General features: G+C 72.0%; 22 protein-coding genes and 1 tRNA gene. 8 read left to right on the forward strand and 15 right to left on the reverse strand.

The annotated features are described in order from the left end of the window. Positions 1-14 precede the first annotated feature (14 nt). A complete protein-coding gene (locus HCN51_RS53535; RefSeq protein WP_168021506.1) occupies positions 15-350 on the forward strand; it encodes a hypothetical protein in 336 nt (111 codons plus the stop codon). A 344-nt stretch (positions 351-694) separates the two neighbouring features. Further along, positions 695-1,867: a sensor histidine kinase gene (locus HCN51_RS53540; protein WP_168021507.1), complete on the forward strand. Its 1,173-nt coding sequence runs from the start codon at positions 695-697 to the stop codon at positions 1,865-1,867. A gap of 12 nt (positions 1,868-1,879) precedes the next feature. Here HCN51_RS53540 and HCN51_RS53545 read toward each other — a convergent pair whose 3' ends face one another. The 11 genes from HCN51_RS53545 to HCN51_RS53590 form a co-directional block, all read right to left on the reverse strand. Beyond that, the gene (locus tag HCN51_RS53545) at positions 1,880-3,130 is read right to left on the reverse strand and encodes an ABC transporter permease (protein ID WP_168021508.1); all 1,251 of its coding nucleotides are present in this window, start codon (positions 3,128-3,130) and stop codon (positions 1,880-1,882) included. Beyond that, entirely contained in the window at positions 3,127-3,864 is a 738-nt protein-coding gene (locus tag HCN51_RS53550; protein WP_168021509.1) for an ABC transporter ATP-binding protein, read from the reverse strand. Before HCN51_RS53550 ends, HCN51_RS53545 begins: the two co-directional genes overlap by 4 nt. After that, positions 3,861-4,916, reverse strand: a complete 1,056-nt coding sequence (locus tag HCN51_RS53555) for an efflux RND transporter periplasmic adaptor subunit (protein WP_168021510.1) — start codon at positions 4,914-4,916, stop codon at positions 3,861-3,863. The genes HCN51_RS53550 and HCN51_RS53555 overlap by 4 nt, the downstream gene beginning before the upstream one ends. After that, positions 4,916-5,398 carry a hypothetical protein gene (locus tag HCN51_RS53560; protein WP_168021511.1) on the reverse strand — a complete coding sequence of 161 codons (483 nt, stop codon included), beginning with the start codon at positions 5,396-5,398 and terminating at the stop codon, positions 4,916-4,918. The genes HCN51_RS53555 and HCN51_RS53560 overlap by 1 nt, the downstream gene beginning before the upstream one ends. 128 nt (positions 5,399-5,526) lie before the next feature. Beyond that, the gene (locus HCN51_RS53565) at positions 5,527-6,180 is read right to left on the reverse strand and encodes a response regulator transcription factor (RefSeq protein ID WP_080045608.1); all 654 of its coding nucleotides are present in this window, start codon (positions 6,178-6,180) and stop codon (positions 5,527-5,529) included. Positions 6,181-6,186: 6 nt separating this feature from the next. Further along, positions 6,187-6,369 (reverse strand): hypothetical protein, encoded by a 183-nt coding sequence (locus HCN51_RS53570; protein ID WP_168021512.1) that lies wholly within the window; start codon positions 6,367-6,369, stop codon positions 6,187-6,189. Further along, positions 6,366-6,563 (reverse strand): prephenate dehydrogenase/arogenate dehydrogenase family protein, encoded by a 198-nt coding sequence (locus HCN51_RS62815; protein ID WP_346434146.1) that lies wholly within the window; start codon positions 6,561-6,563, stop codon positions 6,366-6,368. Before HCN51_RS62815 ends, HCN51_RS53570 begins: the two co-directional genes overlap by 4 nt. Continuing rightward, positions 6,506-6,826 carry a 3-hydroxyacyl-CoA dehydrogenase NAD-binding domain-containing protein gene (locus HCN51_RS53575; RefSeq protein WP_346434147.1) on the reverse strand — a complete coding sequence of 107 codons (321 nt, stop codon included), beginning with the start codon at positions 6,824-6,826 and terminating at the stop codon, positions 6,506-6,508. The genes HCN51_RS62815 and HCN51_RS53575 overlap by 58 nt, the downstream gene beginning before the upstream one ends. A 342-nt stretch (positions 6,827-7,168) precedes the next feature. Then, positions 7,169-7,245: transfer RNA gene (locus HCN51_RS53580), tRNA-Lys, on the reverse strand. 150 nt (positions 7,246-7,395) lie between these two features. Continuing rightward, a complete protein-coding gene (locus tag HCN51_RS53585; RefSeq protein WP_206068992.1) occupies positions 7,396-8,322 on the reverse strand; it encodes a nucleoside hydrolase in 927 nt (308 codons plus the stop codon). Between the two features lie 271 nt (positions 8,323-8,593). Further along, on the reverse strand, positions 8,594-9,091 hold the full coding sequence (locus HCN51_RS53590; protein ID WP_168021514.1) for an OsmC family protein: 498 nt from the start codon (positions 9,089-9,091) through the stop codon (positions 8,594-8,596). Positions 9,092-9,142: 51 nt separating this feature from the next. Between HCN51_RS53590 and HCN51_RS53595 the strand changes: the two genes are divergently transcribed. Then, a complete protein-coding gene (locus tag HCN51_RS53595; RefSeq protein WP_168021515.1) occupies positions 9,143-9,868 on the forward strand; it encodes a ferredoxin reductase domain-containing protein in 726 nt (241 codons plus the stop codon). Positions 9,869-9,919: 51 nt separating this feature from the next. After that, on the forward strand, positions 9,920-10,723 hold the full coding sequence (locus HCN51_RS53600) for an FAD:protein FMN transferase (protein ID WP_168021516.1): 804 nt from the start codon (positions 9,920-9,922) through the stop codon (positions 10,721-10,723). A gap of 439 nt (positions 10,724-11,162) precedes the next feature. Here HCN51_RS53600 and HCN51_RS53605 read toward each other — a convergent pair whose 3' ends face one another. Continuing rightward, on the reverse strand, positions 11,163-11,438 hold the full coding sequence (locus tag HCN51_RS53605; RefSeq protein ID WP_080045603.1) for a hypothetical protein: 276 nt from the start codon (positions 11,436-11,438) through the stop codon (positions 11,163-11,165). Between the two features lie 132 nt (positions 11,439-11,570). Between HCN51_RS53605 and HCN51_RS53610 the strand changes: the two genes are divergently transcribed. Both HCN51_RS53610 and HCN51_RS53615 read left to right on the forward strand, forming a co-directional pair. Then, entirely contained in the window at positions 11,571-11,951 is a 381-nt protein-coding gene (locus HCN51_RS53610) for a phage holin family protein (RefSeq protein ID WP_080045602.1), read from the forward strand. 9 nt (positions 11,952-11,960) lie between these two features. Continuing rightward, positions 11,961-13,292, forward strand: coding sequence for an aromatic amino acid lyase (locus HCN51_RS53615; RefSeq protein ID WP_240974190.1), 1,332 nt, complete (start codon positions 11,961-11,963; stop codon positions 13,290-13,292). Between the two features lie 18 nt (positions 13,293-13,310). Here the strand turns inward: HCN51_RS53615 and HCN51_RS53620 are convergent, their stop codons facing one another. Then, positions 13,311-14,309 carry a LacI family DNA-binding transcriptional regulator gene (locus HCN51_RS53620; protein ID WP_168021517.1) on the reverse strand — a complete coding sequence of 333 codons (999 nt, stop codon included), beginning with the start codon at positions 14,307-14,309 and terminating at the stop codon, positions 13,311-13,313. A gap of 184 nt (positions 14,310-14,493) precedes the next feature. Here HCN51_RS53620 and HCN51_RS53625 point away from each other — a divergent pair, with 184 nt between their 5' ends. Both HCN51_RS53625 and HCN51_RS53630 read left to right on the forward strand, forming a co-directional pair. Beyond that, positions 14,494-15,369 carry an amidohydrolase family protein gene (locus HCN51_RS53625; RefSeq protein WP_168021518.1) on the forward strand — a complete coding sequence of 292 codons (876 nt, stop codon included), beginning with the start codon at positions 14,494-14,496 and terminating at the stop codon, positions 15,367-15,369. Then, positions 15,366-15,944 carry a cupin domain-containing protein gene (locus HCN51_RS53630; protein ID WP_168021519.1) on the forward strand — a complete coding sequence of 193 codons (579 nt, stop codon included), beginning with the start codon at positions 15,366-15,368 and terminating at the stop codon, positions 15,942-15,944. The genes HCN51_RS53625 and HCN51_RS53630 overlap by 4 nt, the downstream gene beginning before the upstream one ends. Here HCN51_RS53630 and HCN51_RS53635 read toward each other — a convergent pair. After that, positions 15,913-16,581 carry a hypothetical protein gene (locus tag HCN51_RS53635; protein ID WP_168021520.1) on the reverse strand — a complete coding sequence of 223 codons (669 nt, stop codon included), beginning with the start codon at positions 16,579-16,581 and terminating at the stop codon, positions 15,913-15,915. The two genes, HCN51_RS53630 and HCN51_RS53635, sit on opposite strands and share 32 nt — an antisense overlap. A 22-nt stretch (positions 16,582-16,603) precedes the next feature. Then, positions 16,604-17,776: a CynX/NimT family MFS transporter gene (locus HCN51_RS53640; protein ID WP_168021521.1), complete on the reverse strand. Its 1,173-nt coding sequence runs from the start codon at positions 17,774-17,776 to the stop codon at positions 16,604-16,606. Positions 17,777-17,795 lie beyond the last annotated feature (19 nt).

The raw sequence follows: 17,795 nt of genomic DNA on the forward strand, positions 1-17,795 counted from the left end.
CTTCAGGGGGGCCAATGGCCGGGAGATCACCCGGGGCGGCGGCCGCGGAGGGGGCGGCCCTCGCCCTCGTACGGGCGGGGCTGCCGGCCCCCGCCGCGGCGGCCGCCACGGTGCTGCGCTGCGACACCTTCGTGCACGCCAACGACAACGACCTCGGCATCGCCGCCTGCAGCAACCCCACCGGCCAGACCTGGATCTTCCGGGCCGTGGTCGTCTGCGGCCGGGCCCCCGACGTCGTGGGCGAGTGGGTGACGCTCCCGCCGGGCGGCTACGGCGAGTCGCAGGGCTACTGCGGCGGCATCTTCACCAGCGGGGTCGGAGCCGTCGGCGTGGACGAACGACCGGCCTGAGCCCCGGGAACGACGAAGGGCACCGTCGCCGGACGGTGCCCTTGCCAGTCCCGAAGGGGCTCTGATCGCCGGCCGGAACCCGGAAGCCGACCCCGCGCAGCACCAGCGGGCTGTCGTCCTCGCTCGGCGACGGCATGCGCGTGCTGGCGGCGTTGCAGCCGCCGGCCCACGTAGGCCCACGGCACCATGAAGATCAGAATGAGCGCCGCACTTGGACACCGCTGCCGCGCCGACGGCGGAGGGGAAGTGCCTGCAGGACGGCGGTGTCGCCGTCCTCGTCCCGCGAGCCGATCTCCATGCCGGACGGAGGCGCCGTCCGCCGCAGGTCCCTACGATGGGGGGAAATGCTGGCTTCCCTGCGGTTCATCACCTCCCCCCGGACGGTCCGGCTGCGCCTGACCCTCCTGTACGGGGTGCTGTTCGCCGCGTCGAGCGCGGTGCTCCTCACCATCACGTTCCTGTTGGTCTGGAACTCCCGGCGCAACGCCGCGTCGCTGCGCTACGGCACCCTGGAGCCCGGCCGGCAGGGGCCCATCCCCCCGCTCAGCGTCGCCGAGCAGGCCCGCGAGTACGTCCAGCGGCAGAACGAGGCCCTCATCCAGGACCTGCTGATCCAGTCGATGATCGCGTTCGCCATCATGACGATCATCTCGTTCGCGATCGGCTGGCTGATCTCCGGGCGGGTCCTGCGGCCGCTGCGCACGATGAACGACACGATCAGGCGGATCTCCGCACGCAACATCCACGAACGGCTCGCCCTGCAAGGCCCCCGCGACGAGCTGAGGAATCTGGCCGACACCGTCGACGGGCTGCTCGGCAGGCTGCACGCCGCGCTGGACGCGCACAAGCATTTCGTCGCCAACGCCGCCCACGAGCTGCGCACGCCGCTCACCGTGGAGCACGCGCTGCTGGAAGAGGCCCTGCTCGACGCCGGCGCCGACGCCGACTCCCTGCGCTCCACGATGGGCCGGCTGCTGTCCATCAGCGAGCAGCAGGGGCGCCTGCTGGAGTCGCTGCTCACCCTGGCCGAGAGCGAGGGCGGGCTCGCCCACCGGCAGCCCGTCGATCTGGCGGCGGTCGCCGACCGGGTGGTACGCGCGACCGCCGCCGGCGACCTGCGGCTCCTGCCCGCTCTCTCGCCCGCCCTGGCTTCGGGGGACCCGGCTCTGATCGAACGGCTCGTGGCCAACCTCGTCGACAACGCGGTGCGGTACAACGTGCCCGGCGGCCGGGTGGAGGTCACCACCGGCGTCACCGACGGCTGGGCCGTCGTCTCGGTGCTGAACACCGGGCCGGTGATCCCGCCCGACCAGGTGGAACGTCTGCTCGAGCCCTTCCAGCGGCTGGATCGCACCGTGCGCGGCAACGGCCACCACGGGCTGGGCCTGTCCATCGTGCGTGCCATCGCCGCCGCCCACGACGCCCTGCTCTCCGCGCTGGCCCGGCCCGATGGCGGGTTGTCGGTGCGGGTCTCCTTCCCGCTCGCGACCGGCCTGGCCGCGCGGAACGGAGCATGAAGGAGCCGCCGGTCACACCGTGCGGAGGGCGGCGGTCGGCGACATCCGGGCCGCGCGGAGGGCCGGCAGCAGCCCGGAGACCGCGCCGATCAGCAGCGCGGCGGCGATGCCCCCCGTCCACGCCTGCACGGGGATGACGACGGCCCAGCCCCGGCCGGCCGCGTAGACCACCGTGGCCAGAACCCCGGCGGCCACGCCCGCGACGCCGCCGAGCGCCGCGAGCAGAATCGCCTCGCCGAGGAACTGCATGCGGATCTGCCCCTTCGTGGCGCCGAGTGCCCGGCGCAGACCGATCTCCGAGCGGCGTTCGAGCACCGAGATGATCATGATGTTGGCGACGCCGACGGCGCCCACCACCAGTGCCACGGCTCCGAGGCCGAGGAAGAGGCTGTTGAACGCCCCTTCGGCCGCGGCCCGGGCGGTCAGCGCGTCGGACGGCTGGCTGACGTTCACCTCGTTGGCGGCCTGGGGATTGGCGGTCCGTGCCAGCACGGCCTGGACCTCCTCGACGTGATCGGTATCCGCGCGCACATAGAGCGTGGTGGGCGGGCCGTCCGCCGGCTCACCCCGGAAGACGCTCACGTGCCCCAGGTACTTGCGGGCCGCCTCGTAGCCGATCAGCACGCTCACGTCGATCTCCGGGGCCAGCGTGGCCGGCTTCAGGATGCCCGCGATGTGGAACCACTGGCCACCGGCCCAGATCCGCAGGCCGGGATGGACGCGGTCGATCCCCAGCCGCTGCGCCGCCACCGACCCCAGCACCGCGACGGGGCCCGTGGCGGTGCCCGCGTTCAGCCAGCTCCCCCGATCCACCCCGATGGTCAGGACCGAGGGCAGGTTGAGACTGGCCGCCCGGATCTGCAGGGCCCCCGTACTGGCCGGGGGGACCATGGGGCTCCGGTACACCTTCGCGTCCTTGATCAACCCTGCGTGCCCGACGTGCTGGACGCGGGGCACGTGCGACACCCGCGCGGGCGCCTCGATCGGGAGGTCCGCGATCTGGCCGCCGAAGCTCCGCCCGGCCTCGACCTTGAGCAGGTTGGTCCCGAGCCTGTCGATCTCCGCGAGGAGGCCCGCCTGCGAGGACGAGGACAGGCCCAGAACCGCGACGATGGCAGCCGTGCCGATCGCGATTCCCAGCGCCGACAGGGCGGCACGCAGCGGCCGCGTGCGCAACCCCACGTTGGCGACCCTCGCGCTGTCCCGGAAGGACAGCCGGGCCCTGCGGCCGACGCCGGGACGTTCATGCGTTGCCGTACTCATGTGACCCCCGCCGAGTCGTAGATCACCTGGCCGTCGAGCATCCGGATCTGGCGCGGCAGGGCGGCGGCGAGCTCCAGATCGTGCGTGACCACGATGATCGTCGCCCCTTCCGCATGCAGCTCGTGCAGGAGCTCCACGATCGACGTGCCGGTGACGCTGTCGAGGTTGCCGGTCGGCTCGTCGGCGAGGACGATCGCCGGCCGGCCGATCAAGGCGCGGGCGATGGCCACCCGCTGCCGCTCGCCACCGGAGAGCTTGGGCGGCCGGAACCCGGCCCGGTGCGCCAGGCCGACCCGCTTGAGCGCCTCCTCGGCCCGCGCACGGCGCTCGGCCAGGCCGGCTCCGGTGTACAACAACCCGTCGGCGACGTTCTCCGCCACGGTGGCGTACTCGGCGAGGAAGAACTGCTGGAAGACGAAGCCGATGCGGTGCGCCCGCAGCAGGGACAGCTCCGTGTCGGACAGCCCGGCCACATCGACGCCGTCGATCCGCACGGTGCCACCGCTGGGCCGCTCCAGCGTCCCCATCACATGCAGCAGTGTGGACTTGCCCGAGCCGGACGGGCCGACGATCGCGGTCAGCTCGCCGCGGCGCACGGTGAAACTCACCCCCCGCAGCGCGGACACCGGCGGCTGCTCACCGTAGACCTTGGTGACCTCCTCGAGCGCCAGGACCTCGTCCCGGTGCGCGGCCGAGGAGGAGTTTCGCGCGGCGGGATCGGCGGAGCGCCTCATATCGACGGCACCACCACTCTGTCGCCCGCGGCGAGTGCCCCCTTGACCTGGACACGCCCGCTGACGTTGTCGAACAGGCCGAGCTCCACCGGGACGATCTCCCGCCGCCCGTCGGCGCGCACCCGCTCCACCGCGAACCCGCCGGCGGCCCTGCCGATCACCGAGGTCACCGGCACGATCAGCGCGTCCTTCACCTCGCCGACCGTGATCTCCACCCGGACCGGGGCGTTGTCCAGCTTCCGCACGTCCTGTGGCCGGTCCAGGGCGATGAGGACCGGGATCGTGGTGTCGGTAGTGCCGGACCCCGCCCCCTCCCCCCGCCTGGCGACGGCGCCGACCCAGATGACCTTGCCCGAGGTCGTCGTGTTGTCCGGCAGCGTGATCTGCACGCGATCTCCCACCTCGACCAGGCTCTGCTGGGCGGCGTTGAGATCGACGCTCACCTGGCGCTCCGCCAGCGAGGCCTGCACGACCTCGGCGCCGGCGCGGGCGATGGTGCCGAGCCGGCCGGCCACCCCGATCACCCGGATGGAGACGGGCATGAAGACGGCATCGCCCAGGGGGAGCTCGCCGGTCACCTTCATCCCGCGCTGCTTCTGCAGCTTCCGCAGCGCCCGCGCCGTCTTCGAGGTGAACCGGTCGCCGCTCACCTTCAGGTTCCGGTTGAGCTGCCCGACGTCCTTGCCCTTCGCGCCGGTCGACAGGTCGCGGTAGGCCGGCGTGTCCCCGCACAGCAGCAGCACCGGGCGGTCGTCGACACGGTACAACGTCTCCCCGCAGCCGACCTTGTCACCGTCCTGCGGCAGCTGGGTGTAGATCCCGCGAGCCTGGTTGACCGCCGAGTACGGCGAGCCGTCGGGCCGCCTGCGGTACCCGAGCGTCCCGTCGTCGGTGATCTGGGAGTCAAGCCGCCCCTTCGTCACCGTCGCCGTCTCCGGTGGGAGGGCCCGCGCGCTCGACGTGGTGCCATCGGGAAGGGGCAGGAGGATCACCCCCGCGGTGACGACGGCCGCGGCGGCCACCGCGAGACCTGCGACACGGGATCTCCGCATCACTGACCGCCAATCAGCCCGCCGGGGTTGAGCTGGCGGCAGGCTTCCGCCGCGGCTCTGTACTCCGGTGAGTTCTGATCGACGTTCCCGCTCAGCAGGGCGCCGCCTTCGGGGTCGGGGAAATCCGGGACGCCGTTCTTCCGCATGCACTCGGCGTACTTGATCATCTTCTGCTGCTGCTCGGGCGACATCTGACCGCCGCCGCCCAGGAACCCGGCGGGCTGCAGGTCCTTGCACTTGTCCAGGGCCGCCTTCCACTGCGGCGAGTTCGGGTCCAGGACGGTGCCGCGCCTGAAGTTGGTGGTGAACTGACCGTCGACCGGGTCGGAGAAGTCCTTGAGGCCGTTGCTGCGCATGCACTCGGCGAACTTCACCGCCTTCGCCTGTCCGTCGGCGGCGCCGGTCCCCTTCCCGGCGGTTTCCTGTGGGTCCGCTCCGGCCGAGCAGCGTGCGATGATCAGGCCGAGCGCCGCCAGTGCCACGATTGCCGTCCGCATGGTGCCTTCCTCCTGTCTTGTGGGCTTCTCGGCACCTGTCTACGGGAGGGCCGGTGACAGGGGCGTCAGGCGTGTTGTGACCGTGGTGTGACGCACCGGCCGGTCGGCGACGATCAGATCCGGTAGCCCACGCGGGGGACGGTCTCGATCAGCGGGGGCGGCCCCAGCTTCGACCGAAGCCGGTTGATCGTCGCCTTGACGGTGGTGGTGAACGGGTCGGCCTCCTCGTCCCACACCCGTTCCAGCAGCTCCTCGGCCGGTACGACGCGGCCGCCGGCGGCGAGCAGATACTCCAGCACGGCCAGTTCCTTCGGGGTCAGCGGCAGCCGCATGCCGGCCCTCGTCGCCACCCGCCCGGCCGGGTCGAGCCGCAGATCGCCGTGGACCAGGATGGGCGGCGTGGGCGGCGCGGCCCGTCTGCCCAGCGCGCGGATCCGCGCCACGAGCTCGGCGAAGGCGAAGGGCTTGGGCAGGTAGTCGTCGGCGCCCAGGCTCAGACCGGCGACCCGGTCGGCGATCGTGCCGGAGGCGGTGAGCATCAGCACCCGCGTCCGCCGGGCTCCCGCGGCGAGCTCCCGGCACAGGTCGTCGCCGTGCATGCCGGGGATGTCCCGGTCCAGGACCACCACGTCGTAATCGACCACGAAGAGGCGCTCGTGCGCGTCGTCACCGTCGTAGCTGACGTCGACCGCCATGCCCTCCCGGCGCAGCACCCGCGCCACCGAATCCGCCAGCTCGGCCTGATCTTCCACGACGAGCACGCGCATATCGCTCTATCCTGCTCCGGCGTCAGTCACAACGAGGTCACAGGGACCCGGCCACAACGCCGACACGTGCCAGCCGTGGAACCGCAGCGCGTCGGTCAGGCGCTCGGAGTCCTGCGGCCGCACGGAGATCTCGGCCACCGCGACCGGCAGGCCGGGCGAGTGCTCGAGGCGGACGTCCTCGATGTTCACCTCGGCCGTACGGGCTCGGCGGAGGTCTCCGGCCCCGAGCAGAGCGCCCAGGGACGGCCCGGGAAGAGGTCGGCCCGGGCGGCGGCCGGGCCGGAGCGCTCCCGCCCGGCCAGCGGATGACCTGGGACGAATGTGGTCAGATCACACCCGAGCCGGGCCACCGCAGCCGTCGGCTCCGCCTTGACGCTGGCCACGTCGGTGTACGCGCGGGCCGCGCCCCGCTTCTGCAGGTCGGCGAGGACCTCGGGGCGATCAGGTCCGGAGGCACCGCCAGCACCCCCAGGTCGGCGGGCTCGCCCCGCCACGGCTGCCCGGCACCGGGCTCCCGTGCGAGGCGGACGGCATCCTCATCCACGTCGGACAGCGCGACCGTCACGCCGTGGCCGCGCAGGGCGAGCGCGATCGAGGTGCCGATGAGACCGACCCCCACGACGAGCACGGTGGATAATTTCCGCATAGATACCACGATTCCTGGGCGTCACTGCGCGAGGCCGAGGCGGGCAGCGGCGGCCACCCGGAGCCGCGCATGCCGGATGGGACCGGTCTCCACGTGAGCCGTCAGCCGTAGCACCCGGTTCAGAAACGACGAGTGGCTGCACTGGATCCAGCGATCGGACTCCTTGACAGTGCACACGCGAGATCGGCGTCGAGTCCGTCCACCTCGGAGCCGTGGCCAGGCGGCCGGGATGCTCGTACTGTTCTGGTACGGCCGGCCGTCGCGCGCCCGCACGACGGGCCCCATACGTTGAGGCGACAAACAAAGAACCCCAGCCCGGATGCCCGGAACTGGGGTTTTGTGTGGTGCGCCGCCAGGGACTTGAACCCCGGACCCGCTGATTAAGAGTCAGCTGCTCTGACCAACTGAGCTAGCGGCGCAACAAGAGAAACTCTATCAGCCGCCGGACAGTGGTCGCGCCGGGCCGGGTGACCGGCTTCCCGACAGCGGTCGCGCAGAGCGGGTGGCGGGGGTCCCGACAGTGGCCGCGCCGGGCGGGTGGCCGGCTTGCCGGCAGTGGTCGCGCCGGGTCAGCCCAGGCGGGTGGCCAGCTTCTCGTAGGCGCCGATCACCAGGTCCCAGAACGCGGACACGTCCACCGCCGTCGCCACCAGCGCGTTCGCCCGCCTGTCGCGCAGCCGGAAGTCCGTCACGGTCATGCCCCTCGTGAACTCCCCCATGGTCTCCACGTTCACCACCGCCGGGACGCAGGTGAACAGGCCGGGGTCGAGCACGTACGCGACCGCGCACGCGTCATGGATGGCCGGGCCGCCCTCGGCCGTCACCACCCCGTAGAACTGTGCGGCCGGCACCAGCAGGTCGGCCAGCCGCCCGAGCGGCCGCATCCGCTCGAGGACGTCCGAGGTGACCATGGCCCGCAGCGTCACGTCGAGGCCGAGCATCGTGACCGTCCACCCGGCCTCGAACACGATCGCCGCCGCCTCCGGGTCGGCGAGCATGTTGAACTCGGCCGCCGGGTTGTGGTTGCCGCGCGTGTAGGAGCCGCCCATGATGACCAGGTCGCGGGCCCACTGCACGATACGCGGCTCGCGGCGTACGGCGAGGGCGATGTTCGACAGCGGCCCCACCGCCACCAGCGTGATCTCACCGGGGGCGGCCTTCAGCGTCTCCACGATGAAGTCGACCGCGTGCCCCTCCGACGGGCCGAGCCGCGGCGCCGGCAGCACCACGTCGCCGAGCCCGGTGTCGCCGTGCACGGCGGTGGCCCGTACGGTGCGGCGCAGCAGCGCGCCCGCGCTGCCCGGCGTGACGGGCACGTCGCCCATCTGCAGGAACTCGCGCAGCGTCAGCGCGTTGGCCGTGGTGAACTCCAGGTCGACGTTGCCGCCGACCGTGGTGACGCCGACGATGTCGAGGGAGTCGGCGCAGCCGGCCGCCAGGGCGAGGGCGAGCGCGTCATCGATGCCGGGATCGCAGTCGATAAGAACTTTCTTCACGTCACCGGAGGATACGCATGGATCGGGCCGGGCAGTTCCCCCAAAGCTGCCCGGCCCGATCGGCGGCGGTCCAGGCCGGCGCTTTCCCCCAAAAACGCCGGCGGTCCCGCACTTGCGAACCGCGGTCCCCCTCCGCGTCCGCATCGGTGAAGGTCCTTCGGCCAGTTGCTGAGCTCCTGACCTGGTACAACGCTACCGAGACGAATGCAACGCTCGCGTCATAACGGGGTCGAATATCTGTCTTATCCGCCTACGGAAGTGTCTTGCCCGCCTATGGAAGCGTCTCGTCCGTCTCCGCGGGCGTGCCGACCGCCTTCGCAGGCGTGACGTTCGCCTCCGCAGGCGTGACGTTCGCCTCCGCAGGCGTGACGTTCGCCTCCGGAAGCTCCAGCCGTACCTCCGTGCCCTCCTGCAGCGACCGGCTCACCGTGCAGTACTTCTCGTGCACGCGCCCCGCCACCGCCCTGAAGACCTCGTCGGCCGCCTCGGAGGGCAGCTCCACGTCGTACGTGATCGTCACGGGACCGAGCTTGTTCTGCTCGACCTTCTCCGCCTCCACGGTCATCGCCAGCCGCACCAGCCGGTGCCCGCGCTTGGCGGTCAGCGGCTCGACGGTCACGATGTTGCAACCACCCACCGCCGCCAGCAGCAACTCGACCGGGGTGAACACCCCGTCCTCGTCACCGCCCCCGATGAGAACCTCGGCGCCACGGGCGTTGGTGGCCCGGAATCCGCCCTCTTCAGTGCGCTCGACACGTACGTTAGCCATGTTTCAGACCCTACTCAGGAAGCTTTAATGTTCGTTCAGGATCGTGGGGTCATGGCTAGCGAGGTGAATGTTCGTCAGGGCCCGATCCTCTTCTGGAGCGGAGTCGCGGTGGCCGAGTTCGGCGCGATCGGGCCTGGTTTCGGTTACCCCTGGTCCCCGGCCGCGCTCGTGGGGGCGGCGCTGCTCGTGGCACTCGGCTTCCTCAGCGTCAAGGCCGCCGACTACCTGCGCACAGAAGAGGCCAGGCAGCGCCTGCGGCTCGGCGGCTACCTCGCCGGCGCGCTGCTGGTGGCGCACCAGTTCAGCTCCACCGCCCACGTCACCAGCCTCAGCCGGGTGGGCTCGCTCCTGCTCTACGCCATGGCGGCCGTGATGGTCGTGCACAGCCACCGGGTGCCCCAGGAGACGCGTCCTTCCCTGCTGATCGCCACCGGGCTCGACCCGGTCTCGCTGCGCGAGCGCCTGGCCCGCGCGTCCGACGCCGCGTCCGACACCGCGTCCGACATCGTGGCCGTCTACCGCGCCGACCGCGTCACCGACGAGCTGCGCGACCTGGAGCGGCACTACGGCCTCATCCTCGTGGTCGGCGACGAGCACGACCCGCGGGTCAAGGAGCGCGTCAGCGCCTCCGGGCTGAGCCGCGAGATCCCCGACATCGCCGAGCGCGAGGTGGTCGTGGCCGGGCCGCGGCGCTTCAAGCGGTACGTGGCGGGCGCGTTGTCACGCCTCGCCATCCCCAAGTCACAGATTCATTTCAAATCCGGGCAAAGGGTTTAGGCTCACCATACGCCTCACCTGACAGCGTGGGTCACAGGACAAGGAGGCAAGGTGACGACTTCTCAGATCGCCCAGTCCGCGACGACGTTCCCCGGCAGCACCCGTGTCGAGATGGTCATGGGCAAGCCGGTCAGCGTCGACATCCGCACGGCCCTGCCGGCACGCGAACTGACCCCCCTGCTCGACGACGCGTTCGCCTGGCTCAGGTGGGTGGACGACACCTTCGACCCGGCCAGGCAGCACAGCCAGATCTCCCGCCTCAACCGCGGCGGCACGATCGAGCAGGTGCCTGAGCTCATCGAGGTCCTGCACCGCTGCGACGAGCTGCGCAAAGCCACCGGCGGCTGGTACGAACCGCGCATCGGCGGCGTCATCGACCCGTCCGGCTACATCAAGGGCTGGGCCCTGGAACGCCTGTCGCGCGCCCTGTCCAACGCCGGCGCCGGCGACCACCGCATCACCGCCGGCAACGACATCCGCGTCCGCGGCTCCTCCGCGCCGGGGCGGCCCTGGCGCATCGACGTACGCGACCCGCGCGCCGGCACCGTCCGCAAGATCGTCTTCGCCCACGACCTGGGCGTCGCCACCTCGGGCGGCTCCTCCGTCGTCGACCCGCACACGGGCCAGCTCGCCGACGGCCTCGGCTCCGTCACCGTCATCGGCCCCGACCTCGGCGTGGCCGACGCCTACGCCACCGCCATCTACGCCATGGGGCCCGCCCGCGGCCGCCGCTTCGCCACCGACCTCGCCCGCTCGGGCCCGTACGAGACCCTGCTCGTCACGAAGGACGGCCAGGAACACGCCACGCCGGGCTTCCTCCACCAAAGCACCACCCACACCCGCCTGGCCGGCTGACCCGCGCCCCGCGCCCGCTCCCGTTCGGGGCGCGCCGACCGCGAGGACGGACAGCGAGCGGCCCGGAGGGTGCGGCACCGGAAAGGCGTGCCACGGAGAGCGGCGGCGAGCCGGGGCCGGGGCCGCGCAGGCACGCTGCTCACATGCCAGGCCACGCAGGCACGCTGCTCACGTGCCAGGCCGCGCAGGAGGCCAGGTGCCGAGTGCGGCGGCGGGCGCGTTCCGGCGCCGGTGGCTGAGCGGCGCGGCGAGAAAGTGGCGACGACGGGACAGCGGCTCCGTCCGGTGGGCAGCAGGGCGCCTGGGGCCGTGAGCGAAGGGGAGCGGTGCCGCCCGCGGCGAGGGCGGCGACGCGGGCCGGGCGTGCGAGGGCACGAGAAGGGCCGATGCCGGAGCGCGGCGGAGAGGCCGCACCCCGGCGGTGACGCGGGAAAACCGGTCAGGCGTCGGGATGTTTGCGGAGATAGTCAATGTAGACCGGCCGCAGTGCCTCGCCCAGCCTGCCCTCGCCCGCCGCGATGGCATCGCTGAGCAGCGCCGACACCTTGCTCAGATCGTTGGCGCTCTCGTTGGCGTGACCGCTGGCGGCCTCAGCGGCCGGGATCACTTTCAACAGCTCCCACAGGAACCCCAGATCCCCATGTCGTACGGCGTATCGCACCGCCCGCTCGTGCAACTCGTTGGCCGGCAGCGACTCGAGCCCGTTCGCGTCCATTTCGCTCCCTCCCCTGCACGCCTGTTCCCCCGTTCGGCCGACGATAACCGGGACTACGCTCGGTGACGGCCGGGCATCGTAGTGACTGCGCCCTCTATCGAGCACCGACCACAAGTGGGAGGATCATCCAGCGTGAGATTCATCATCAGAACCGTCGCCGCGGCGGTGGCCCTGTGGGTGGCCATCCAGTTCATCGACGGCATCGACGTCGACGCCCCCACCAATTCGGCCAGGTATTGGGGTGTCCTGCTGCTCGTGGCGTTGATCTTCGGTGTGGTCAACGCGATCGTCAAGCCCATCGTGAAGGCGCTGGGTTGTGCGGTGATCGTGCTGACCCTGGGCTTGTTCCTGCTCGTGATCAACGCGGCCATGCTCTACCTGACGAGCTGGATCGCCGGCCAGTTCGACATTCCCTTCCATGTGGACAACTTCTATCCGGCGGCGTTCTGGGGCGCCGTCATCGTGAGCGTGGTGAGCTGGCTGCTGGGCCTGTTCATCCCCGACAACGACTGATCTTCCCTGATGGAGCTCGACGGTGCCGGCCTGACCTGCGCGCAGGTTCACGAGGTCGCGTACGCCGGGGCCCGGGTCTCGATCGCCTCGCTCGATCGTGCCCGGGCCGCGTGGTCCACCGCGCGGGAGCTGACCGGCCCCGTGTACGGCCGGAGCACGGGGGTGGGCGCGAACCGGGACATCGTGCTGGAGGGCGCGGGCCTCGACCTCCTGCGCAGTCACGCGATCGCGGCGGGCCCGCCGCTGCCGGCGGAGCGGGCGAGGGGCATGCTGGTGGTCCGGCTGAACCAGCTGCTCACGGGCGGTTCGGGGGTGGATCCGGCGGTGTGTCTCGCGCTGGCGGCCGCGATCAACGACGGTTTCACCCCTCCTCTGCACACGTACGGTGCCATCGGCACGGGTGATCTGACCGCTCTGGCGACCACGGCCCTGTGTCTCCTGGGCGAGATCCCGTGGCACTACGACCGGCCCTCCCCCGGGGTCCGGCCGCCGTTCCACGCGCTCGCCTCCGACGACGCGCTGCCGTTCATCAGCTCGGGCGCCGCCACGCTCGCCGACGCGGCGCTCGCCTGTCACCGTCTGCGCCGCCTGCTCGACGCGGCGGTGGAGGTGGCGGTGATGTCGTTCGCCGCCGTGGACGCCTCGCCGGAGCCGCTGGCGACCGTCGTCCACGAGGCGCGCCCGCAGCCGGGCCAGGCGGCGGTGGCGGCCAGGCTGCGCGGTCTGCTGGCCCACGAGCCCACGTCCCGCATCCAGGATCCGTACGGGTTCCGCGCGTTCGCGCAGGTGCACGGGGCGGCCTTCGACGCGCTCGACCGGGCGGTGACCACGATCGAGACCGACCTGAACGCCGCCACCGAGAACCCGCTGTTCGCCGCCTCCCTCGCCTGGCACAACGGCAACTTCCACTCGGCCCCGGTGGCGCTGGCGCTGGACGCGGTGCGGGCCGCGCTGGTGCAGACGGCGCAGCTCAGCACGGCCCGCCTGGCCACGCTCATGGATCCGGCCTACACGGGCCGCCTGCCGTTCCTGGCCGACCGTCCGGGCGCGTCGGGGGCGCTGATCCTGGAGTACGTGGCCCAGGACGCCCTGGCGGACCTGCGTCACCTGGCGACGCCGGTGACGACGGGCACGGCGGTGATCTCGCGCGGTGTGGAGGATCACGCGGGGTTCGCCACCCAGGCCGCCCGGCACACCCTGCGCTGCGTGGAGCCGCTGGAGATCGTGCTGGCCTGCGAGCGCACGGCCGCCGCCCGCGCCCTGCACGCCCCCGCGCAGGCCCCTGACCGCCCGCTCACGGCGGACCTGGAGGACTCGCGCGGCGTGCTGTCGGCCGGCTGACCCGCCCCGTCGAGGGGGTTACGACGGCTCGGTCACCTGCGCCACCGATCCGCGTTCCCTGAGCGTGGGCTTCTGCATGACGCGCCGCCGCCGCGCCCCGCCGTCGGCCGCCGCCGAGATGAGCCGCACGGCGGCGCGGACGATGCCCGCGATGTCCCAGTCGACGGTGGTGAGGCCGGGCGACAGCAGCCCCGACATGGGGTGGTCGTCGTAGCCCATCACGGACACGTCGCCCGGGATGGACAGCCCCAGCTCCTGCGCCGCCGCGTAGACGCCGTAGGCGATGGAGTCGGCGAAGCAGAACACGGCGCTCGGCTTGTCGCCGCTGAGCAGCTCGTGGGCGGCGGCGGTGGCGCCGGCCAGGCCGAGGGGCGCGGTGGCGACCTGGATGTCGAGCCCCAGCCGGTCGGCCTCGGCGGTGACGTGCACGTCGGCGGGCCGGTCGGGGGTGCTGGCCTGGGTGGAGGTGAGCACGGCGATGCGGCGGTGGCCGAGCGCGCGCAGGTGCTCTAGGGCGAGCGTGACCCCGCTGCGGTTGTCGAAGACGACCTCGCCGGCCGTGCCGGTGATCGAGTCGCCGATCGCGACGACCGGCAGCGACTCGCACAGCTCGGCCCAGAACGCGGCCGCCGGGTCGATGGGCTGCACGATGAGGCCGTCGACCCGCTGGTCGCGCAGCTGCTGGGCCAGGGCCCGCTCTCTGGCGGGATCGCCGAACGCGTCGAGGATGAGGGCGTAGCGGTCTTTCTCCCGCAGCCCCCTGCTGATGCCGACCGCCAGCGACTGCTGCCAGAGGTCCTCCAGCGAGCCGCACAGCAGGCCGATCATGCCGGTGCGCCCGCTGGCGAGGGCTCTGGCGATGGGATCGGCCTCGTAGCCGAGCTCGGCGGCGGCGGCACGCACCCGCTCCATGGTCTCCTCCGAGACCTGCATGCCGCGGAGCGCGTAGGAGACAGCCGCTGGTGACAGGCCCGTGGCCTGGGCCACCTCACGGATCGTGGCTCTCTTGCGAGGCATTCCGCCAGCCTATTGCGTGACACCGACAGAAGCATGCCCGCGCCTCCGGCGGGCGGCCATTGACAACGCTCTTGTGAAGCGGTTCACTGAACCGTATCACTGAAACGATTCACAACGTAGATGTCACAGCCCAGAGCGTTTACATGTATTGTGAGTAGGAAATGACGGAAGGAGCGGGGCGGCCGTGAGCGTCGATGTGCACCAGCATCTGTGGACCAGCACGTTCCTCGATGCCCTGCGCGCCCGCGACACTCCTCCGTACCTCGACGGCTGGACCCTCATCCTCGACGGCGAGCCGCCGTACGAGGTGGACCCCGCCGACCACGACCCCACCGATCACGAACGGCGCGGCACCGCCGGCCTGGAGCTGGCCCTCGTGTCGCTGTCGAGCCCGCTCGGGATCGAGTTCCTGCCGCCCGAGGAGTCCTGGCCGCTGATCGACGCCTACCACGACGGCGCCCTGGCGCTCGGCGAGCCGTACGGCGCGTGGGCGGCCACCTGCCACAGCGAGCCCGACCCCGAGCGCCTGGCCAAGGATCTCGACCGGGGCTTCGCCGGCCTGCAGATCCCGGCCACCGCCGTGCCCGGCGACGAGCTGCTCGACGTGCTGACCGAGCGGAACCTGCCGCTGTTCGTGCACCCGGGGCCCGCCCCGCGCCAGGAGCGCGGCACGCCGCCGTGGTGGCCGGCGCTGGTGCCGTACGTGCAGCAGATGCACGCGTCGTGGCACTACTTCCACGCCGTCGTCCGGCCCAGGCACCCGCGCCTGCGCGTCTGCTTCGCGCTGCTCGCGGGGCTGGCGCCGCTGCACTCCGAGCGGCTGATCGCCCGCGGCGGCGGGCGCGGCCTCGTCGACCCCGGCTTCTTCGTGGAGACCTCCTCGTACGGCCCGCGCGCGATCGACGCGATCGTCCGCGAGCTCGGCATCGACGTCGTGGTCAACGGCTCCGACGCGCCCTACGCCCGGGCGCCGGAGACGGGCCTCGGCGCCGCCGCCGACCACGCCATCAAGACCGTCAACCCCCGTCGCCTCATCAGCGGAAAGGAGACTCGTACGTGAACACTGAGCAGATCCAGGACGGGGGCACCTGTGCCGGGCTGCCCGAGCGCGTCCTCGACCGGCGCGAGCTGCGCGACCTGGTGAGCGAGCTGGCCGCCCACCCCGAGGAGTGGCGCGACCAGGTGGACTTCCCCACCGACGGCGGCCGGCACTACGCCTCGCTCTACCGCGACGCGTACGTGGACGTCTGGCTGCTGTGCTGGCGCCCGGAGGACGACACGGGCTGGCACGACCACGACATCTCCTCCGGGGCGGTGCACGTGGTACAGGGCGCGTTGAAGGAGTGCAACCCGCGCATCGGGGGCGAGCACCTGGAGACGGTGGTTCCGGAGGGGCAGTCGTTCTCGTTCGGGCCCGACCACATCCACCGGCTCACGGGGGCGGTGGAGCACAGCGTGTCCATCCACGCGTACTCGCCGCCGCTGTGGCGGCTGGGCCAGTACTCGATCGACGACACCGGCGTGATGCGGCGCGTGTCGGTGAGCTACGCCGACGAGCTGCGCCCCATGGACAGCGGGCCGGAGCCCTCGGGCGCGGTGGCGATCAGCGCCGCTCCGGTGGGGTCCGTGGCCTGAGGACGCAGCAGCTCCCGCAGGGCTCCACGTCGGGCAGCGTGATCCACAGGCAGCACGTCCTGCGGAAGTAGCCGTCGCCGGCGGGCTCGACGAGCCCGTCGAGCGGCGGCCCGAGCTCCTTGAGCAGCCTCATGTAGTCGCCCGGGACGACCGAGGTCAGCGGGTGGGCGATCGCCTCCGCCGTGGAGCCCCACAGCGTGCGCTCGCCCACCTTGGCCAGGGCACTGAGCACCTCGACCAGGGGCCGCTGCGACTCCTCCAGCGCCGCGGCGATCGCGCCGGCGCCGGAGGACCAGCTCACGCGGGTGGCGGCGAGCGTCACGCCCGCCCCCGACACCTTGAAGTACGTCTCCGCCTGCCGCATCACCGGCACCCGCCCGTCGAGCGCCCACCCGAGCGCCATGGGCAGCGTGTGCCAGTAGCCGTAGGTCTTCCAGAACAGCGCCGCGCCGACGTGGCGCGGCGCGTTCCAGCGCGCGGCCGTCTCGTCCACCAGCTCTGTGAGCAGCGTGTACGGCTCCCGCAGCAGCTCGCGCACCGGGGTCCAGCTCTCGTCGGGCTCGATGACGAGGCCGGGCTCCACCCCGATCACCCCGCCGCGCTCTTCGGCCATCCGCTGGAGCGTCTCGGTCAGCACGCTGAAAACTCCCGGGAACGAGCTAGAGGTCGGCTCTGCCCAACGTAGCAGGGCGCCCGGCGAACCAACCGGCCAGGATCTGCGCCGCCAGCACCCCCAGCCCGGCCACGAGCGGCACCGTCCAGCCGCCGGAGATTTGCCGCAGGAACCCGAACAGCAGCGGGCCGAGCGCCGCGATCACGTACCCGACGGACTGCGCCACCGCCGACAGCGCCGTCACCTGGGCCGGATCGGACGGGCGGAGCGCGATGATCAGCAACGCCAGCGCGAACGAGGCCCCCTGCCCGATGCCGAGGACGATCATCCACACCCACGGCAGCGTCGTCGGGGCCAGCAGGATGCCGAGGTACCCGAGCACGGTCAGCACGCCGGCGCCGACCACGTACGGGACCTGCGAGGCGCGCCGGCCGGCCAGGACGGGGACGGCCAGCGACGTGCCGACCTGCACCGCGTTCGTCAGGCTGAGCAGGTAGCCGGCCTGGTCGGCGGCCAGGCCCGCCTCCAGGAAGATCGTCGGCAGCCAGGCCAGCATGACGTAGAAGGTCAGCGACTGCAGGCCCATGAGGGCCGTGATGTACCAGGTGACGCGGCTGCGCAGCACCATGCCGAACGGCCGGGGGCCGTTCTGGCCGCCCTCCTGCTTGCGCAGCGCCTGCGGCAGCCACAGCAGCGCCCCCAGGAGGGCGGGCACGGCCAGCAGGGCCGAGACGGCGCGCCAGTCGTAGCCGGTGACGTGCTCGATCGGCACCACCAGCGCGGACGCGGCGGCGGCGCCGGCCACCACGCAGGAGACGTAGACGCCGGTCAGGAGGTTGACCCGGGTGGGGAAGTGCTGCTTGACGACGCCGGGCATGGAGACGTTCATGACGGCGATGGCGGTGGCGGCCAGCGCCGAGCCGGCGTACAGGACGGGCGCGCCGTCGAGGCCGCGCAGCGCGACGCCCGCGGCGATGACCAGCAGCCCCGCCAGCAGCGTGCGGTCGAGCCCGATGCGCCGTGCCAGCAGCGGTGTGACCGGCCCGAACACGCCCAGGCAGACCACCATGACCGTGGTGATCGCGCCGCCGCCCGCGGGCGAGAGGCCGACGTCGTTCATGATCTCGTCGAGGAGGGGAGAGATGCCCGCGATCGCCGGGCGGAGGTTGAGCGCGGCCAGGGCGAACCCGGCCACGAGCAAGGCGGATCTCAACGACATAGAGGACCACTCTTGCATA

Source organism: Nonomuraea composti (genome assembly GCF_012034275.1).
GTDB lineage: Bacteria > Actinomycetota > Actinomycetes > Streptosporangiales > Streptosporangiaceae > Nonomuraea > Nonomuraea composti.

Coding starts and splice junctions, on each gene's coding strand:
- HCN51_RS53535 (WP_168021506.1), top strand. CDS start 15: ATGGCCGGGAGATCACCCGGGGCGGCGGCCGCGGAGGGGGCGGCCCTC.
- HCN51_RS53540 (WP_168021507.1), top strand. CDS start 695: ATGCTGGCTTCCCTGCGGTTCATCACCTCCCCCCGGACGGTCCGGCTG.
- HCN51_RS53545 (WP_168021508.1), bottom strand. CDS start 3,130: ATGAGTACGGCAACGCATGAACGTCCCGGCGTCGGCCGCAGGGCCCGG.
- HCN51_RS53550 (WP_168021509.1), bottom strand. CDS start 3,864: ATGAGGCGCTCCGCCGATCCCGCCGCGCGAAACTCCTCCTCGGCCGCG.
- HCN51_RS53555 (WP_168021510.1), bottom strand. CDS start 4,916: ATGCGGAGATCCCGTGTCGCAGGTCTCGCGGTGGCCGCCGCGGCCGTC.
- HCN51_RS53565 (WP_080045608.1), bottom strand. CDS start 6,180: ATGCGCGTGCTCGTCGTGGAAGATCAGGCCGAGCTGGCGGATTCGGTG.
- HCN51_RS53575 (WP_346434147.1), bottom strand. CDS start 6,826: ATGCGGAAATTATCCACCGTGCTCGTCGTGGGGGTCGGTCTCATCGGC.
- HCN51_RS53590 (WP_168021514.1), bottom strand. CDS start 9,091: ATGGCTAACGTACGTGTCGAGCGCACTGAAGAGGGCGGATTCCGGGCC.
- HCN51_RS53595 (WP_168021515.1), top strand. CDS start 9,143: ATGGCTAGCGAGGTGAATGTTCGTCAGGGCCCGATCCTCTTCTGGAGC.
- HCN51_RS53605 (WP_080045603.1), bottom strand. CDS start 11,438: ATGGACGCGAACGGGCTCGAGTCGCTGCCGGCCAACGAGTTGCACGAG.
- HCN51_RS53615 (WP_240974190.1), top strand. CDS start 11,961: ATGGAGCTCGACGGTGCCGGCCTGACCTGCGCGCAGGTTCACGAGGTC.
- HCN51_RS53620 (WP_168021517.1), bottom strand. CDS start 14,309: ATGCCTCGCAAGAGAGCCACGATCCGTGAGGTGGCCCAGGCCACGGGC.
- HCN51_RS53640 (WP_168021521.1), bottom strand. CDS start 17,776: ATGTCGTTGAGATCCGCCTTGCTCGTGGCCGGGTTCGCCCTGGCCGCG.